Source organism: Kribbella sp. NPDC023972, from assembly GCF_040639075.1.
Classification (GTDB): Bacteria; Actinomycetota; Actinomycetes; order Propionibacteriales; family Kribbellaceae; genus Kribbella.
The window spans coordinates 408,888-426,700 of record NZ_JBEZZH010000005.1 but is presented as its reverse complement, the minus strand read 5'-3'; the positions used below and the strand labels follow the sequence as shown (position 1 = coordinate 426,700).

Annotated in this window: 13 protein-coding genes; 6 read left to right on the top strand and 7 right to left on the bottom strand. The window is 68.3% G+C overall.

Translation table 11 applies throughout. From position 1 onward, the window contains the following. The first annotated feature begins 75 nt into the window (after positions 1-75). The 3 genes from AB0F43_RS22635 to AB0F43_RS22625 all read left to right on the top strand — a co-directional run bounded on the left by AB0F43_RS22635 (position 76) and on the right by AB0F43_RS22625 (position 3,516). Positions 76-1,194 (top strand): response regulator, encoded by a 1,119-nt coding sequence (locus tag AB0F43_RS22635; protein WP_360480025.1) that lies wholly within the window; start codon positions 76-78, stop codon positions 1,192-1,194. 100 nt (positions 1,195-1,294) lie between these two features. After that, a complete protein-coding gene (locus AB0F43_RS22630; RefSeq protein ID WP_360480022.1) occupies positions 1,295-2,887 on the top strand; it encodes a peptide ligase PGM1-related protein in 1,593 nt (530 codons plus the stop codon). Between the two features lie 8 nt (positions 2,888-2,895). After that, positions 2,896-3,516, top strand: coding sequence for a histone deacetylase (locus tag AB0F43_RS22625; protein ID WP_360480019.1), 621 nt, complete (start codon positions 2,896-2,898; stop codon positions 3,514-3,516). On the opposite strand, the gene AB0F43_RS22620 is transcribed toward AB0F43_RS22625, so the two are convergent. Beyond that, complete coding sequence (locus tag AB0F43_RS22620) at positions 3,506-5,608, bottom strand: M6 family metalloprotease domain-containing protein (protein WP_360480016.1); 2,103 nt, start codon at positions 5,606-5,608, stop codon at positions 3,506-3,508. The genes AB0F43_RS22625 and AB0F43_RS22620 overlap by 11 nt on opposite strands. Before the next feature lie 149 nt (positions 5,609-5,757). On the opposite strand from AB0F43_RS22620, the gene AB0F43_RS22615 reads away from it, so the two are divergent. Continuing rightward, a complete protein-coding gene (locus tag AB0F43_RS22615; protein ID WP_360480013.1) occupies positions 5,758-7,116 on the top strand; it encodes an NAD-dependent succinate-semialdehyde dehydrogenase in 1,359 nt (452 codons plus the stop codon). 245 nt (positions 7,117-7,361) lie between these two features. After that, positions 7,362-8,306 carry a hypothetical protein gene (locus tag AB0F43_RS22610; RefSeq protein ID WP_360480010.1) on the top strand — a complete coding sequence of 315 codons (945 nt, stop codon included), beginning with the start codon at positions 7,362-7,364 and terminating at the stop codon, positions 8,304-8,306. A gap of 58 nt (positions 8,307-8,364) precedes the next feature. Here AB0F43_RS22610 and AB0F43_RS22605 read toward each other — a convergent pair whose 3' ends face one another. Further along, on the bottom strand, positions 8,365-9,006 hold the full coding sequence (locus tag AB0F43_RS22605) for an excalibur calcium-binding domain-containing protein (protein WP_360480007.1): 642 nt from the start codon (positions 9,004-9,006) through the stop codon (positions 8,365-8,367). Positions 9,007-9,099: 93 nt separating this feature from the next. Further along, a complete protein-coding gene (locus tag AB0F43_RS22600; protein WP_360480004.1) occupies positions 9,100-9,594 on the bottom strand; it encodes a helix-turn-helix domain-containing protein in 495 nt (164 codons plus the stop codon). A gap of 64 nt (positions 9,595-9,658) precedes the next feature. On the opposite strand from AB0F43_RS22600, the gene AB0F43_RS22595 reads away from it, so the two are divergent. Then, positions 9,659-10,171, top strand: coding sequence for a PaaI family thioesterase (locus tag AB0F43_RS22595; RefSeq protein WP_360480001.1), 513 nt, complete (start codon positions 9,659-9,661; stop codon positions 10,169-10,171). A 114-nt stretch (positions 10,172-10,285) separates the two neighbouring features. Here AB0F43_RS22595 and AB0F43_RS22590 read toward each other — a convergent pair whose 3' ends face one another. The 4 genes from AB0F43_RS22590 to AB0F43_RS22575 form a co-directional block, all read right to left on the bottom strand. Then, positions 10,286-11,530 (bottom strand): aminotransferase class I/II-fold pyridoxal phosphate-dependent enzyme, encoded by a 1,245-nt coding sequence (locus AB0F43_RS22590; protein WP_360479998.1) that lies wholly within the window; start codon positions 11,528-11,530, stop codon positions 10,286-10,288. A gap of 87 nt (positions 11,531-11,617) precedes the next feature. Beyond that, positions 11,618-14,014: a transglycosylase domain-containing protein gene (locus tag AB0F43_RS22585; protein WP_360479995.1), complete on the bottom strand. Its 2,397-nt coding sequence runs from the start codon at positions 14,012-14,014 to the stop codon at positions 11,618-11,620. A gap of 111 nt (positions 14,015-14,125) precedes the next feature. Continuing rightward, positions 14,126-15,172 (bottom strand): LacI family DNA-binding transcriptional regulator, encoded by a 1,047-nt coding sequence (locus AB0F43_RS22580; RefSeq protein ID WP_360479992.1) that lies wholly within the window; start codon positions 15,170-15,172, stop codon positions 14,126-14,128. Positions 15,173-15,176: 4 nt separating this feature from the next. Then, entirely contained in the window at positions 15,177-17,570 is a 2,394-nt protein-coding gene (locus AB0F43_RS22575; protein ID WP_360479989.1) for a glycoside hydrolase family 3 N-terminal domain-containing protein, read from the bottom strand. Positions 17,571-17,813 lie beyond the last annotated feature (243 nt).

Below are 17,813 nucleotides of genomic sequence, written 5' to 3'. Positions count from 1 at the left end.
CTTTGACTCCCGTCCTTCCCTCGTCGCTTCAGTCGCTTCGCTCCCTACACTCCTCAGTCCAGGCCGGGAGGCCCCATGACCAGGGTGCTGGTGGTCGACGACCAGCCGCCGAACGTCCGGTTGCTGGAAGCGATCCTCGCTCCGCGCGGGTACGACGTCCTGACGGCCTCCTCGGGGGAACAGGCGCTGGAGCTGATCGGTGCCGAGGACATCGATCTCGTCCTGCTGGACATTCTGATGCCCGGCATCGACGGGTACGAGGTGTGCCGCCGGATCCGCGATCAGGTGGACACGGCGTACCTGCCGGTCGTGATGGTCACGGCCAGCGGTGACGAGCAGAAGGTGAAGGCGCTCGAGGCCGGGGCGGACGACTTCCTGACCAAGCCGGTCAACCAGAGTGAACTGCTCGCCCGGGTGGCGTCGCTGGCGAGGATCAAGCGGTACCAGGACACGATCAAACGCCAGACCGCCGAGCTGACCGCCTGGAACCGGGAACTGGAGTCGCGGGTCGAGAGCCAGGTGTCGCAGCTGCAGCGGATGAGCCGGTTGCGCCGGTTCCTCAGCCCGCAACTGGCCGAGCTGATCGTCGACTCCGGTGACGAGTCGTTCCTGGCCAGTCACCGGCGCGAGATCGTCGTGGTCTTCTGCGACCTGCGCGGCTTCACCACCTTCGCGGAGGCGAGCGAGCCGGAGGAGGTGATGGGCGTGCTGGAGGAGTACCACCAGGCGCTCGGCGACCTGATCTTCCGGTTCGAGGGAACCCTGGAACGGTTCGCGGGTGACGGACTGATGGTGTTCTTCAACGATCCGGTCCGATGCGAGGACGGCCCGTTACGCGCGTTGCGGATGGGTGTGGCGATGCGGACCCGGGTGCGTGGGCTGGCCGAGACGTGGAGCCGGCGCGGGCACGACCTCGCGCTCGGCATCGGGGTCGCCCAGGGATACGCGACGCTGGGCACGATCGGCTTCGACACACGGCTCGACTACGCCGCGATCGGCAGCGTGACCAACCTCGCGGCCAGATTGTGCGCCGACGCCGAACCCTGGCAGATCTTGGCGACCGAACGCGTCTACAGCGCCGCCGGCGACGTGGTCATCGGCGAGGACGTGGGGCACCGGGAGGTTCGTGGGTTCAGCCGGACCGTGCACGCCTTCAGCATCCGCGGTCTCGACAACTCCAGGATCGCGTCATGACGGTACACATTGCCTCGCCTTCGGCGCCGACGGGTCTTGGGGCCCTTGCCTCCCGCCCTTCCCTCGTCACGCCGCTCCTCAGTCCAGGCCGGGAGGCACCATGACCGGCGACCTGTGGACTCCGCCCGGCGAGGCGGCGCGCGGGTTGTCCGCGCTCACCGAAGACGAGCGCTATCTCCGATTCGACCAGCTACAGGAGCGGATGGCCGGCGTCTGGGAGGCGATGCGGATGAACTACGACGACGAGTCCGTCGTCGTCGTACCCTCGATCACGCTCGACAAGACCCAGGCCGCGGGGACCGGGACCATGATGCAGGCCTACGAGGAGCGCTTCCTGTTCCTGCTGATCCTGCTGCGGGAACCGCGGTTGCGGATGGTCTACGTGACCTCGATGCCGATCGCACCCGAGATCGTCGAGTACTACCTGGCCTTGCTGCCCGGCGTGATCCCGAGCCACGCCCGCGCCCGGCTGTCGCTGATCGCGGTCAACGACGCCTCGCCGGTCGCGCTCAGCGAGAAGCTGCTGGCCCGGCCGCGGCTGCTCCGCCGGATCGGCGCGCTGATCCCGAACCCGATGCGCTCGCACCTGGTGCCCTACAACACGACCGAGCTGGAACGCGACGTCGCGATCAGTCTCGGCATCCCGATGTACGGCGCCGATCCGCGGCTGGCGCCACTGGGCTCGAAGTCCGGGTGCCGGCGGCTGTTCGCGGAGGTCGGCGTACCGCATCCGCTGGGCGCGGAGAACCTGCGCAGCCTTGACGACTTGGCCGGCGCGCTGCTGACGATGCGCGCCGAACGGCCGGCCATGGACAGCGCGATCGTGAAGCTCAATGAGGGTGTCTCCGGCGAGGGCAACGCCGTGGTCCGGCTGACGGGGCTACCGGCGCCCGGTACGGAGGGGGAGCGGGACGAGGTGCTGAAGCGGCTACGCGAGATGGAGTTGGAGTCCCCGTCGACGCCCTTCGAGGTCTACCTCGCCAAGTTCGCCGAGAACGGCGGGATCGTGGAGGAGCGGATCGCCGGCGACGACCTGCGCAGCCCGAGCGTCCAGCTCCGGGTCGTGCCCGGTGGCGAGGTCGAGTTGCTGTCGACACACGACCAGCTGCTCGGCGGAGCGAGTGGTCAGAGCTACCTGGGGTGTGTGTTCCCGGCTGCGCCGGGATACGCGCGACTGATCACCGAGCATGCCGCGACGATCGGGCGGGAGCTCGCGCGCAGAGGTGCACTCGGGCGGTTCGCGGTCGACTTCGTCGTGGTCCGCCGGGCCGACGGCGGCTGGACGCCGTACGCGATCGAACTGAATCTGCGCAAGGGCGGCACGACGCATCCGTTCCTGACGTTGCAGTTCCTGACCGACGGGCGCTACGACCCGGGGACCGCGCTGTTCCTGACCCCCGGTGGCCACGAAAAGCACCTGGTGGCGACCGATCACCTCGAGTCGGATCTGCTCAAGGGATTGATGCCGGCGGACCTGTTCGACATCGTGGCGCGGCACGGGTTGCACTTCGACCAGTCCCGGCAGGTCGGGGTGGTGTTCCACATGATCAGCTGCCTGACCGAGGTCGGCCGGCTTGGGCTCACGGCGGTGGGCGACACCGCGGCGGAGGCGGATCGGCGGTACCGTGATGCTTCCCGCATCGTGCTGGCGGAGGCAGAGCAGGCCTTCGCGGAACATCCGCTTCCAGTCTGAGGGGATTGATGCAGCAAGTCTGGTACGTCGCCTACGGGTCCAATCTCGCGCTCGGCCGCTTTCGGTGCTACCTGGCCGGCGGCCGCCCTGCCGGCGGGGCGCGGGTCTACCCGGGCTGCCGCGATCGGCGTGATCCTGATCGGATCGCCGCCGTCGAGGTGCCGGGTGGGCTGGTGTTCGCGGGGGAGTCGAGGACGTGGGGTGGAGGGTCGGCGTTCTACGACCCCGAGATGCCGGGACGGGTGGCTGCGCGGGCCTATCTGGTGACGCCGGATCAGTTCGGTGATGTCGCCGCTCAGGAGATGCGCCGCGAACCCGGCGGCGAATTCGCTCGCGACCTGGCTGGCCTGCTGCCCGGTGTCGACACCGTCCACGCGATGGGCGAAGGCCACTACGAGACGGTGGCCCGGTTGGGCGAGCAGGACGGCGTACCCATGTTCACCGTCACCCACGGCACGGCCGCAGATCTCGAGCCGAAGGCGCCCACACTTCCGTACCTCCGCTGGATCGCCGCCGGACTGTCCGAGGCACACGGCTGGACCGCTCGCCGGGTCGCGGAGTACCTGCTTTCCGCGCCCGGCGTCAGCGGTGTCTGGACGTTTGACGAGCTGGCTGAACTTACTGCCTGATTGCGTTGCAGGTGGCGGTGGATTTCTTGGTGGGGTCGCTTTCTGACACTGCGGTCAGGGTGATCTTGGCGAGCGGGCTTGTGCCGGCCTTTGCATGGACGGGGACTGCGACCTGTTCACCGGCGTTGGCGGTGGTCAGAGCGTTGGGGAGGGACATCGACCAGCCCTGGCCGTCGATCTTGGCGGTGAGGCGGTAGACATCGCCCTTGAGGTATGACGTGACGTCCTCGGGGTGTTGCCTTCCGGTGCCTGCGTTGCCGGTGTTGGTGAGGGGGAAGTTGCAGGTCAGTACGCCGTTCTGGCCCTTCACCGCGGCTGCCGGGGTGACCCGGACACCGCGCTGCTGCGGTCCCGCGCCGTCGAGGGATCGGATGGCGACCGTGTAGGACAGCACGCCGTGGCGGTCCCGCCGTACGTTGGTGATGTAGAAGTGCAGGCGGTTGGCGGCGTCGGTGTACTCGTACTCGCTGCCCGAGTTCGTGCCGGCGTGGAACAGCGCGTCCGACAGCTGGCGGTAGTCGCCGATCGTGATCGGGATCTTGGTACCGTCAGGCAGCACGTAGTCGGTCATGTTGATGTCCTGCGGGTTCGCGTCGATGACCCACTCGAACGGCGCCCGGTCCTCGTTCTTCGTCTTCGCCAGCAGGACGCCGGAGTCGGGTGTGAACGAGTCGGTGCCCATCCGGTCGACGACCTCGATCGTGTAGTTCTGGTACCCGCGGCCGTCGCACATCGGGTCCTTCGCGACGTCGCACGCGGGGGCGAGATCACCGGCGGTGCCGAGCTCGATGTTGACGCCGGCCAGACCCTTCGGTCCCGGCTGCACGGCCCGGGCGGTGACGTCGGCGATCACCACGCCCGAGGACTTCAACGCGTCCCGGGACAGCCGCAGGACGTTCTGCTCGTCGACCATCTGGAGCTTGATCTTGTTCCGCAGCATGTGCTGGGCGCCCATCGACCCACCGCCGGTCGCCGGGATCATCCACCGGCTGTGTGGTCCACCCGGTCCGTTGAAGCTGCCGCGGCTGAGCATCTCCCAGATCCCGGTGTACGCGCGCCGCGGTGGTACGCCGTACGGGTTGTTGTAGTTGTCGCCGATACCGAGGATGTGGCTCAGCTCGTGGGCGTAGACGCCCATGCCGGAGCTCTCGGCCTGGGTCGACGAACCGCCGCCCGCGTTCGGCCAGATCGACGCGCCGGCGGCCCAGGAGGTCCATTCGACGTACCGGGTGTTCGACCAGTTCGGCAGGTTCGGGTCCGGTGGCCCGAACGCCTCGGTCACGTCCTCCTTGGCCGGGAACTTCATCATCCCGAACTCCTGCCAGGTGGACGACTCGTCCTGCCCGGCGCTCAGGTAGAAGACGAAGTCGAAACCGGCCGGCACCTCCGGGCCGGCGGCCGCGACCCAGGCGGCGCGGGCGTCGGTCCGGATGTTCTTGGTGCAGGTGTCCCCGGCCGGACAGGCGGTGCCGCCCTGGAACTCCATCGCGTACTCGTGCGACTTGCCGGGCATCCGGTACGGGCCGAACGCGGTCAGCTCGACGCCGTACCGGCCGCCGGAGTCCTCCATCCAGTACTCGTGGATGGTGTGACCGCGGTTCAGCGTGCCGGGGGTGTTGAGGAAGTCCTGGTAGAACTGGGCGACCTGCTCCCGCGGTACGCCGTTCGCCTCGGCGCTCGGGTTGCCGAATGGTGTCGAGCCCTTCGGCTTGGTCACGACGAAATCCTGGTTCGGGTAGTCGACCAGGACGAGCGCGCCCTTGAAGGTCCGGGTGGACCCCTTGACGCTCGGATCGGCCCAGTTCGTCCCGGGCGGCTTGCGGTAGTCGCTCCAGGTCATGTGGTCCGGGTTCTCCCAGTTCTGCGGATCGATCGGCCCGGGCAACCCGTCGCCGGTCGTCGATGCGATCCGCTGCTGCTCACCCGACTCTTGCCAGGGCTGCTTCTGCGGCCAGTGCGGGTACTGCCAGGCATTCGCGGGATCCGGGGGAGGCGCGGCATCCGGCGCGGCGATTGCCAGACCCGGCACCGAAACAGCAGCCAGTACGGCGACCAGCCGCAGGACAACACGAAACTTCCGTTGCTCAGACACGGGCGGGCATCCGATCGACGAAGGGGCGGGACAACGGCTGACATCAGCATGCCTCGCGACATGGCCGACCAAACTGCTGAGATGACTGTATACAGTATGGAATGAAGCCGTTAGCCTGGGCGTTTGCGTCGTTGGTGGATGGAGGCCGCATGTATGTCGTGACGAACCCTGCGAACGGGGAGTTGGTCGAGGAGGTGGCCAACTCGACGGACGAGGAGGTGCGGGAGGCGATCGGGCGGGTGCACTCGGGGTATCCGGGATGGCGAAGCCGGTCGGTGGAGGAGCGGGCCGGGATTGTGGCGCGGGCTGCGGAGTTGTTCGAGGAGCGGGCCGACGAGCTGGCCGCGATCATGACGCTGGAGATGGGCAAGCGGATCAACGAGGGCCGCGGCGAGATCGGCATCGTGGTCGACATCTTCCGGTACTACGCCGAGAACGGGCCGGCGTTGCTGGCCGACGAACCGCTGGACATCAAAGGTGGCAAGGCGGTCATCACCAAGAGCCCGATCGGCGCGCTGCTCGGGATCATGCCGTGGAACTTCCCGTGCTACCAGGTAGCCCGCTTCGTCGCGCCGAACCTGGTGCTCGGCAACACCATCCTGCTCAAGCACGCGTCGATCTGCCCACGCTCGGCCCGTGCGATCGAGGCTGTGCTGCGCGATGCCGGCATACCGGACGACGTCTACGTGAACACGTTCGCGTCCAGCCGGCAGGTCCCCGCGATCCTGGCCGACCCACGGATCCAGGGCGTCTCGCTGACCGGGAGCGAACAGGCCGGTGTGTCGGTCGCCGCCGAGGCCGGGCGGCACCTGAAGAAGACCGTGCTCGAACTCGGTGGCTCGGATCCGCTGATCATCCTCGACACCGACGACATGGACGAGACGGTCAACGCCACCGCGACCGCGCGGATGCGGAACTGCGGCCAGTCGTGCAACGCGCCGAAGCGGATGATCGTGCTCGCCGACATCTATGACGAGTACGTCGACCGCCTGACCAAGCGGGTCGCGGAGTACTACGTCCCCGGCGATCCGGCCGATCCGCAGACCCGGCTGCCACCACTCGCGTCGATCGCGGCGGCCGACGAGGTTGCGGGCCAGATCGCCAAGGCGGTCGAGCAGGGCGCGACGCTGCGGACCGGCGGCCACCGGATCGAGCCCGGTGCCTACCTGGACGCGACCGTACTCACCGACGTCACGCCCGGGATGGACGCGTACTACGAGGAGATCTTCGGTCCGGTGGTGATCGTGTTCCGGGCCGAGACCGAGGACGACGCGGTCCGGCTGGCCAACGACACCCCGTTCGGCCTCGGTGCCAGCGTGTGGGGGACCGACCCCGAGCGCCTCCGCCGCGTCGCCGAACGGATCGACGCCGGCATGGTCTACCTCAACCGGGCCGGCGGCTCCCAGGCGGACCTGCCCTTCGGCGGGATCAAACGCTCCGGCATCGGCCGCGAACTCGGCCCGGCCGGCATCGAGGAGTTCATGAACAAGAAGTCGATCCGGCTCTGAGACGCCGGAGCGCAGGGCGGCGCCGGGACCGGCGACCAGCCTGGAGCGGCACCTCACCTCCAACCCGCCCGTCGCGCGCGGCGCGACGGGCGGTTCTCTGATCCGAGGGCTTTTGAAGCGGGGCGTTGTGCGCTTATCGTTGCGCACCTGACGTGACGGGCCGGTGACAGTGAGGAACCGGCCCGGCCAGATCTGTTCCGTGAGGACGGCCGGCACGCCCACCGGCCGGGAAAGAGTGGCTGCAGATGAAGCGTTTCCGCCTTCGTTCCGCCCTATTGGCAACCACCTGCGCCGTCGGCCTCGTCGTACCGCTGACCGGTACGGCGACCGCGGCGAACCCTTCAACCGTCCACGAGGCCGCCATGACCCAGGCCGAGCAGGCCAAGGTCACCGACTTCTGGACAACCGAGCGGATGCGGTCCGCCGTGCCGATCGACCGACTGCTCAAGCCGAAGCAGCGGTTGGCCGGTACGGTCGCCGCCGGGAAGCCGACCACGGTCGCACCGACCGCCTTCCCGAACGGCGGCGGTCAGTGGACCGGCGGCGGCAAGATCGTCAGCACCGAAGGCCGGGTGTTCTTCACCTACCAGGGCCGTACTGCGTCCTGTAGCGGCACGGCGGTGACGAGTACGAACGAGAGCACTGTGATCACCGCCGGGCACTGCGTGAAGCTCGACGGTGCGTTCCACACCAACTGGGTGTTCGTCCCCGCGTACAACAACGGCAGCACGCCGTACGGGACGTGGACCGCGAAGAAGACCTACGCGACGCCGCAGTGGGTGGCCGGCGAGGACATCAACTACGACGTCGGCGCCGCCGTGGTGAATCCGCTCAACGGCCAGAGCCTCACCGACGTGGTCGGCGGCCAGGGCATCGCGTTCAACCAGGCACGCGGCCAGAACATGTACGCGTTCGGTTACCCGGCCGCCGCGCCGTACGACGGCTCGAAGCTGATCTACTGCAGTGGCTCGACCTTCAACGCGTTCATCTCCGACGGGATCGGGATGACGTGTGACATGACCGGCGGCTCGAGTGGCGGCGGCTGGTTCCTGCGGTTCAGCGAGGCGACCGGCGCCGGCATCGTCAACTCTGTGAACAGCTACAAGATCAACTTCATCCCGACCTGGATGTTCGGCCCGTACTTCGGCACCGACGCCCAGAACGTCTACACCACCGCCCAGGCTGGTTGATCCGTCACGCCGCAGCGGACCGCACGTGCTGCCGTGCGGTCCGCCGCGAGATGCCGGGTCAGGAGTTGCCGCGGTCGCAGGCCGTACCGTCGCCGTTCTTGTCGAGTGCTTCGGAGTACCCCGGATCGCCGCGGTGCAGGGGCGCCTTGCCGGCGGCGCGGACCTCGGCGCAGTTCTGGTACGCGACCGTCACGGTGGTCGTGGTCGGTGCGCTTGTGGGTTGGCTGGTGGGCTTCGGGGTCGAAGACCGCTGCGTCGTGGATGATGCCGGCTCGGTTGGCTTCGAGCTCGGCGGGGAAGTTGGCGTTGGCTCCCACGTGGATTCGTCCGTAGGTGTCGTGGTCGGGCTGGTCTGGGCGGCCTCGGTTTCGGGCGCGGTCGGCGTACCCTCCGGCGCCGGTGCCGACTCGACCGCGGTCGACGGAGCTGCGGTGGGTGCCGAATCGTCGCCGCTGAACGGGTTGAACAGCACCAGTCCGAGTAGGGCGAGCACGACGGGCGCGCCCGCGCCGAGTTTGACGACGCTCGGACCGCCGTACCGGCCGATCGGTCCGCGGACCGGGCGACCGTTCTCGTCGACCCAGAACCTCCAGCCGGCAGGTGCGGGCGGCCAGGACTCCGCCGGGCCCCACCGCTTCGGCGGTCGCCACCTGGCGTTCGGCGGGTCGGGCCAGCCGGGTGGCGTATTGAACTGCCTCACTCAACCTCCTGATCCAGGCGAGGTCGCCGTCGCGCGAAGCAGCCTACCGAGGATTGCTCACGAAGTGTGGCAGGGGCCCCGAAACCCTTTATTTCATACGTTTGACCGTCCGGTCGCACGCCGCGGCCGAGCGCCCGGACCAGGTCGCGGTACGGCGTCGCGCGGTGACACAACGGTATGGCCGGCCTCGCAACGGATCTCGGTGTGCACGACGGCGCCGCAGTCGCGATGGGCGATGGTGAGCGGTGAACCCTCCGGGCCGACCAGGTACTTGTCGCCCCAGTCGCGGATCGCGATGAGCAACGGGTAGAGGTCGAAGCCTTTCTCGGTCAGCCGGTACTCGTCGCGCTGCCGGGCGCCGGGTTCGCGGTACGGCACCCGGCGGAGGATGCCGTGGTCGACGAGTGTGGCCAGCCGGTTGGACAGCACCTGGCGGGGGATCGCGGTGCGGATCCGCAAATCGTCGAACCGGCGGATGCCGTTGAACACCTCGCGCAGCACCACCACGGTCCACCGCTCGCCGAGAATCTCCATCGCCCGTCCGATCGGGCAGTTCTCCACCGACCAGTCCAGTGCGTCATACCTCATGGGGACATCGTAGTGAGGGCTAGGTCTCGTTGACAGACCCAGGGGGTGATGCGAGCCTCGGTCCATGACTGAGACCCAGCAGGCGACCCGCAGCCGCACCTTCACCTGGTCCGACCCGGCCCTGACCGCGGCGTCGCTCGGCGCGGTCTCCGGACTGGAGATGCTGCAGGCGATGCGGGACGGCGAGATCCCGGCGCCGCCGATCCTGCAGCTCGTCGGCGGGACCGGGTTCGAGGTCGAGGAGGGCAAGGTCACGGTCTTCATGCCGGCCGCGGAGTTCCACTACAACCCCCTCGGCACCGTGCACGGCGGCATCATCGCCACGCTGCTCGACACCGCCGCCGGCTGCACCGTGCATTCGACGCTCCCGGCCGGCGTCGGTTACACCTCACTCGACCTGATGACGAGGTTCATCAAGCCGGTCACGGTGGCCTCCGGGCTGCTCCGCTGCGAAGGCGCGATCATCAACCGCGGCCGCCGCACCGCCACCGCCGAATCCAGCCTGTACGACGAACGCGGGACGCTACTGGCCCACGCCACTTCCGCCTGCCTCCTCTTCGACGTCCCGACACCGTGACCCTCAGCCGGTAGCCGCACAACGCGTGGTGCCCGGACCGCCGGGGAGCCACCACAGAACCGCCTGAAATACACCGCAGGGAAGCAGCTCGTCGGTCACACCGGAGCGGATGGCTCAGCCGGCGGCCGCCTTCTCGGCGCCGACCAGGCGGATGCAGGTGGCCAGTCCGGAGATGGCGGCCTCCACCTCGGGGAGCTCGGGGTAGGTGGGGGCGATCCGGATCGTGCGGTCCTCCGGGTCGTCGCCGTACGGGTGGCTGGCGCCGGCCGGGGTGAGGGCGATACCGGCGGCCTTCGCCTTGGCGACGACCGCGCGGGCGCAGCCCTCCGGGACCTGCAGGGAGATGAAGTAGCCGCCGGCCGGGCTGGTCCACGACGCCAGGCCGGTGCCGCCGAGCTCGGCGGTGAGGATCTTGTCGACCGCCTCGAACTTGGGCCGGATCAGCTCGGCCAGCTTGCGCATGTGCGCCCGCAGCCCGTCGGCGTCGCGGAGGAAGCGGACGTGCCGGAGCTGGTTGATCTTGTCCGGGCCGATGCTGCGCTTCGAGGTGTGGCTCAGCCACCAGGCGACGTTGGCGGGGGAGGACCCGAAGAACGCCACCCCGCAGCCGGCGAAGGTGATCTTCGAGCTGGACCCGAACACGAACGCCCGGTCCGGATGACCGTGCTCCGCACACAGCGCCAGGACGTCGGCGATCTGCGTCTCGGTGTCGGTCAGGTGGTGCACGGCGTACGCGTTGTCCCAGAAGATCCGGAAGTCCGGCGCCGCGGTCTCCATCGCCGCCAGCCGGCGGACTGTCTCGTCCGAGTAGACCGTGCCGTCAGGGTTGCTGTACTTCGGCACGCACCAGATGCCCTTGACCCGTGGATCCGCGGCGACCAGCCGCTCGACGACGTCCATGTCCGGACCGTCCGGCGTCATCGGCACCGGGACCATCGTGATGCCGAACCGCTCGCACACCGAGAAGTGCCGGTCGTACCCGGGCACCGGGCACAGGAAGGCGATCTCCGGCTCGTCGACCCAGCGTCGCTCCGCACCTGGTACGACGCCCAGCAGCGCGAACACGATCGCGTCGTGCATGAGCTCGAGGCTGGAGTTGCCTGCCGCCAGCAGCTGGCCGGCCGGGACCTGCAGTGCGTCGGCGAAGATCGCCCGCAGCTCCGGCAGCCCTTCGAGACCGCCGTAGTTGCGCAGGTCGGCACCGTCGGCGGACACCGGGTGACCCGGCTGGTCGAGCATCCCGTTCGCGAGGTCGAGTTGACGCGGCGACGGCTTGCCCCGGGTCAGGTCGAGCTTCAGCCCTCGCGCGACAAGGTCGTCGTACTCCTGGCGGGCGCGGTGCAGCTCGTCGACGGTCACAGGATTTCCCTTCAGCAGTGGCGATGATGCTTGGCCACAGCCTAGTGACCCACCCCACCGTCCCGCGCGCGGATATCCACAGACCGGTCAGCGGCCGCGACGGCAGTTGGGGAACTTCGGGTCCCAGGGCGGGCAGGGCGGGAAGTTGGGCGGCGGCTTGATCGTCGGCGGGGTGACCGGAGGTGTCGGCGGCGGTGTGGGCGGTTGCGCCTTGCTCCCGTTGGAGAGGAACAACGTGACGGTCGCGCCGGCCGGCGCGCCGTCCTCCTGTCGCGGGGTGGTGTAGGCGACGGTGCCCGCCTGCGCGTCCGAGTCCACCGGCTCGGGGGCGACCTGGGCCTTGAAGCCGAGCTCCGCCAGCTTGGCGATCGCTTCGGCCGGCGGCATCCCCTTCAGGTACGGCAGATCCTTCACGTTGCCGCGGATCGTCTTGTCATCCGGCGCCACGAACCTGCTCGACGGCAGACCCTTCAGCGCCAGTTCCATCGCGGTCTTCCAGACTGGACCGGCCGTACCCGAACCGGACGCGTCGCCGATCTTCTTGCCGTTCAGGGTCAGTCTGGCCAGGTCCTCGTACTTCGGGGTGGCGTCGGCCACCACCGACGCGGCGGCGAGCTTGCTGGAGTAGCCGGCGAACCAGACGGCGATGTTGCCGTTGATCGTTCCGGTCTTGCCGGCCAGGTCGCTCTTGCCGAACTTCAGCTTGCCGCCGGTGCCACCCGGCTCCATCACCTTCTCCAGCACGTAGTTGACGCCGTCGGCGACCGTCGGCGACAGAGCGCGCTTGCAACTCGGCCCTGGTGTTGCGACCGCCTTGCCCTTGCTGGTGGTGACCGCGGTGATCACCTGGGGCTTGCAGTACATCCCGCGGGCGGCGAAGGTCGCGTAGGCGTTGGCGAGCATCAGCGGGGTGATCAGACCGGCGGATCCGAGGGTGAACGAGACGACCTGCTCCAGCGGCTGCATCGTCTGGGCGTCGTACATGCCGAGCTTGGCGGCGACGGTGGCGATCGGGCAGAGGCCGATCTGCTGGGACAGCTGCAGGAAGTAGGTGTTCGTCGAGGCGCGGGCCGCGTCGACCATGGACGGGTCGGCGATCGTCTTGGTGGAGTTCTTCGGGGTGTAGTCGTCGGCGGACGTCGTACCCGTGCAGGTGCTGAATTTCTTGCCGCTCAGGTTGATCGTCTGCGGCGAGTTGATCCGGTACGTCGTCGGGACGCCCTTCTGGATCGCGGCCGCGATCGTGAACGCCTTCATCGTCGAGCCGTTCTGGAACCCGCCGTACCCACCGGGGTAGGACTTCTCGACGTTGTAGTTGTACGTCGTCTGGTTCTTCTTGGTGCCGTACGGCCTGCTCTGCGCCATCGCCTTCACCAGCCCGGTGCCGGGCTGGACGATGCTGATCGCGGCGACCGCGGAGTCGGTGGGCTTGGAGTGCTTCTGGATCGAGGCCTCGGCCGCCTTCTGGATCTTCGGGTCGAGCGACGTGCGGACGATCAGGCCGGCGGTCTCGATGTAGTTCTCGCGGTCCTCCTTGGACTTGCCGAAGGCGGGGTTCTCCTTCAGCTTGGCCACGATGTAGTCGCAGTAGAACGGGTACTTCGAGTTGGCGCAGCCGTTCGGCAGGTTGCGGATCTTGGCCGGGTCGAGCACCGGCGTCTTGATCGCGTCCTCGGCCTGCTTCGCCGTGATGATGTTCAGCTCCTGCATCCGGCGCAGTACGACATCCCGGCGGTCCTTGGCCCGCTTCGGGTTGTTGGTCGGGTTGTAGCCGGTCGGGTTCTTCACCAGGCCCGCCAGCAGCGCGGCCTGCGGCAGGTTGAGCTTCGAGGCGTGGACGCCGAAGTAGTGCATGGCCGCGGCCTCGACGCCGTACGAGCGATCGCCGAAGAAGGCCAGGTTGAGGTAGCGGTTGAGGATCTCGTTCTTGGAGAACTGCCTCTCGACCGCGATGGCGTAGCGCAGCTCGGCGATCTTGCGCTCGTACGTCTCCGCGGTGGCCGCCTGGATCTCCTCCGGCGTGCGTGCCTTCGCGACCAGGCTGAGCTTCACGTACTGCTGGGTGATGGTCGAACCGCCCTGCTGGACCGAACCCTGCGTCTGGTTGCGCAGCAGTGCTCGCAAAGTGCCCTTGGCGTCCAGTGCGCCGTGCTCGAAGAACCTGTAGTCCTCGATCGCGACGATCGCCTGGAGCATCACCGGGCTGATCTGCTTGAGCGTGACCGGCGTCCGGTTCTCCTGGTACAGCGTGGCGATCAGCGAACCGTCGGCGGCGAGGATCTGGCTCTTCTGGGCGAGGGGCGCCGTCTGCAGGTCCTGCGGAAGGTCCTGCACGGTCTCGTGCGCCTTCTCGGTGGTGACTCCGGCCAGGCCGGCGAACGGAAGTGCCAGGCCCGCGACCAGTGCGCCGCAGAGACCACTGACCAACAGGAACAGCAGCGCCGACTGAACGACGTTGGGCCGGGCGGGCTCGCCTCTGTGCATGGTCCGGCAGATTACGTCAGGACAGGGCTTTCCGGGACCTTTTCGTTACGGACTTAACCTATCTGCCCCAAGCATCTCACCCAGTGTGGCGACATGCTCACGTGAAGGAGTCTAGGAGGCTGCGATCGAGGGGTAGTGGTTGGGGGCTGCGGAGGCGCGGATGATCAGGGTGGTTGCCAGCTCGACGTGGTGGGAGTCGACCTTTTCGCCGGCCGCCAGTTGGAGGGCCGTGCGGAGCGCCACGGCCCCCATTTCGCGCAGCGGCTGCTTGACGGTGGTGAGTGGGGGAGATGCCAGCCGGGCCACCTCGGTGTCGTCGAAGCCGACCACGCTGAGGTCGTCGGGGACCCGGAGACCGCGGGCGCGGGCCGCCTCCAGAATGCCGAGGGCGACCTCGTCGCTGCCGGCGAAGATCGCGGTCGGACGATCAGGCAGATCGAGCAGGCTGGCTCCGCCGGCCAGGCCGTCGTCGTACAGGAAGTCCCGCAGCCAGATGTACTCCGGTGGCACCGGTGCGCCGACCGCTTCCATCGCGCTGCGGAAACCGCTCATCCGGGCCTGGTTGCAGCCCGACGTGGGCGGCCCGCCGACGTACGCGATCCGGCGGTGGCCGAGGGACAGCAGGTGCTGGGTGGCCGCCATCCCGCCGGCGAAGTTGGTCGAGCCGACGCTGGTGACGTCAGGCTGCGGGATGTTGGCCGGGTCGACGACCACCAGCGGCAGCCGGGCCCGGGACAGCGCGGCGAGGTCGGCGTCGGCGAGCTCGCTGGTGATGCCGATGGCGGCGCGCCGGCCGTTGGCGATCAACTCACGGATCCAGCGCGCGGCCCGCCCGGTGCTCGAGGTCTGCGGATGCCTCGGGTGCGCATTCAGTACGACGTCGACGCCGGCCAGCTGCCCCGCCTCGACGACGCCCTGGATCACCTCGACCGAGTAGGCGTTCACCACGCCTTGGTAGAACAGCTCGACGGTGTCGCGCTCGACCGGTTCGGGCCGGCGGCCGACGTACCCGTGCTTCTCGAGGATGTCCTGCACCCGTGCCCGGGTGGCGGGTGAGACGTCGCTGCGCCCGTTGAGCACCTTGGAGACCGTGGCGACCGAGACTCCGGCCGTGTCGGCGACGGTGGCCAGGGTGACGCGACCCTTCAACCGCGGCATCTCATCACCCTCCTCCTGTTTCCTGGCGGTTCACCGGCGTGAGGTCGACCGGGGTCGTCAGCGTGCGCTCGTGCCCCACCACCCTCACATCCCCGGTAACCCGGACAAAAGCACGACACGGCAGGTCCTGCGACGACGTGCCGATCATCACCTCGACGTCACCCGGCTCGACGATGCGCAGCAGATCGGGCCCTGTGTACGCCATGCGGTCCGCATGCACACGGAAGGTGACATCGGTCGCCGCCCCCGGCCCCAGCGACACTCGTGCAAACCCGGTGAGCTGCTTCAGTGGCCGGGCGATCCGCGCCACCACATCGTGCAGGTAGAGCTGCACCACCTCGTCGCCGGACCGGTCGCCGGTGTTGCGGACCCGCACGGTCGCGGTGAACTCACCGTCGGTCCCGATCTCTGTACCACTCAGCCTCAGCTCGCCGATCTCGAAGCTGGTGTACGACGATCCGTACCCGAACGGGAACAACGGCCGCGCCTCGAGCCCGCTGATCCCGGCACTCTCCACACTGCCGAGCGCCGGCTGCAGGTACGTACCGGGCTGCCCACCGACGTGCCGCGGGATCTGCACCGGCAGCTTGCCGCTCGGCACGATCCGACCACTCAGTACGCCGGCGATCGCGGCCGCACCCTGCTGACCGGGAATGAACGCCTGGATCAGACCGGCGACCCGGTCCGCGATGTCGCCGAGCGCGTACGGCCGGCCCGAGACGACCACCACGACGACCGGCGTACCGGAGTCGAGCAGCTGCGCAAGCAGTTCGTCTTGTACACCGGGCAGTCTGAGGTCCTCGGCGTCGCAGCCTTCGCCGGACGTGCCGTGGCCGAACAGTCCGGAGCGATCCCCGACGTACGCGATGCACAGCTCGGCGTCACGCGCTGCCGCGACTGCGGCCTCGAAACCCGACCTGTCGTCGCCGTTGACCTCACAGCCCTTCTGATGCACGAGTTCCACGCCGCCGATTTCGTTGCGCAAGGCATCAAGCGGGCTGAGCACCCCGACTCCGAGACCGCGGTCGGGGTAGCGCGGCAGCACATGATTGGGGAACGCGTAGCATCCCATCAGCGTGCGCGGGTCGTCCGCACCTGGCCCGACCACCGCGATCTTGCGCAGTTCGCGATTCAGCGGCAGGGCCGAGCCCGCGTCGAGCAGTACGACGGACCGCTCGGCGAGTTGTCCCGCGATGGCGCGATTTTCGTCCGAGTCGAGGTCGACGCCGCCTGCGCGGACCGAACCTTCCGGCGTCCAGTCGGGATCGAGCAGGCCCAGCTTGACCTTCTGCAGCAGTAGCCGCCGGGCCGCGCGATCGACCAGCTCCTCGGAGACCTCGCCCGACTTGACCTTGTCGAGCAGGCCCGCGAACCCGATGGTGTCCGGCAGTTCGACATCGGTCCCGGCCGTCAGCGCGACCGCACCGGCGTCCGCGTTGTCGACGGCGACCCTGTGCATCGACGCGAGGAACGGCACAGCCCAGTAGTCCGACACGACCGTTCCGCCGAAACCCCAGTCGTCGCGCAGTACGTCGGTGAACAGCCAAGGATCCGCACTCGCCGGCAGACCATCGATGTCCGAGTACGAGCTCATCACCGAGCCCGCGTCGGCGGTCGCGATCGCGGTCTCGAACGTCGGCAGGATGAAATCGAGCAGCTCACGACGCCCCATCGACACCGGCCCGTGGTTGCGACCGGCCCTCGACGCCGAGTACCCGGCGAAATGCTTCAGCGTCGCAACCACACCGGCACTCTGCAGACCGCGCACGTACGCCGACCCGAGAATGGCGACCAGGTACGGATCCTCACCGATCGTCTCCTCCACCCGGCCCCAGCGATAGTCACGGACGACGTCCAGCACCGGTGACAAGCCTTGGTGCACACCGACCGCGGCCATGTCGCGCCCGATCGCCGCGGCCATCCGCTCGACCAGCTCCGGATCGAACGTCGCTCCCCAGGCGATCGAAGCCGGATAGACGGTGGCGCCGTACGTCGTGAAGCCGGTCAGGCACTCCTCATGCACCAGCGCGGGGACGCCGAGCCGGGATCCCTCGAGTACGACGTGGTGCTGGCGGATCACCTCTGCCACGCCGTGCTCGACGGACTGCGGCACGCTGCCCCAGACCCGGGTGAGGTGGCCGAGGCCATGGCGGCTCGCCTCCTCCAGCGACAGTGAACCGCCGGTCGCGAACACGTCCTCCATCGGCGCGACGTTGATCGTCTCCTCTTCGGGGAGCTCGTGATCGGCCATGTCGTTGCCTGCCCAGCGGCTGCCGAGCTGCGCGATCTTCTCCTCCAGCGTCATGGCCTGCAGCACAAGCTCCGCGCGCTTGTCTGGTGGCAGCGCGGTGTCGTACCAAGGCCGGTCCGACGGGAAGGAGGAGGTCGGGGTGGACAAGAGATTCTCCCTTAACCTGAAGCCTTTGCCGTGACAAAGTATCGAAAAGTTTTCGAGGTTTCGGATCGTGATCGGCGCATTCGTCACGGTGCTCGGGATGTCTGTGATCGCCTGTGACAGCAGGGAATCCGTGACCTCACTGTGACCGCAAACTACCGGTAGTTCAAGTCTTGACAGCGAAACGACCGAAATCTACGTTACGAAACATAGTCGTCATCGAGGTGCTCGCGGTCTGGTCGGGGC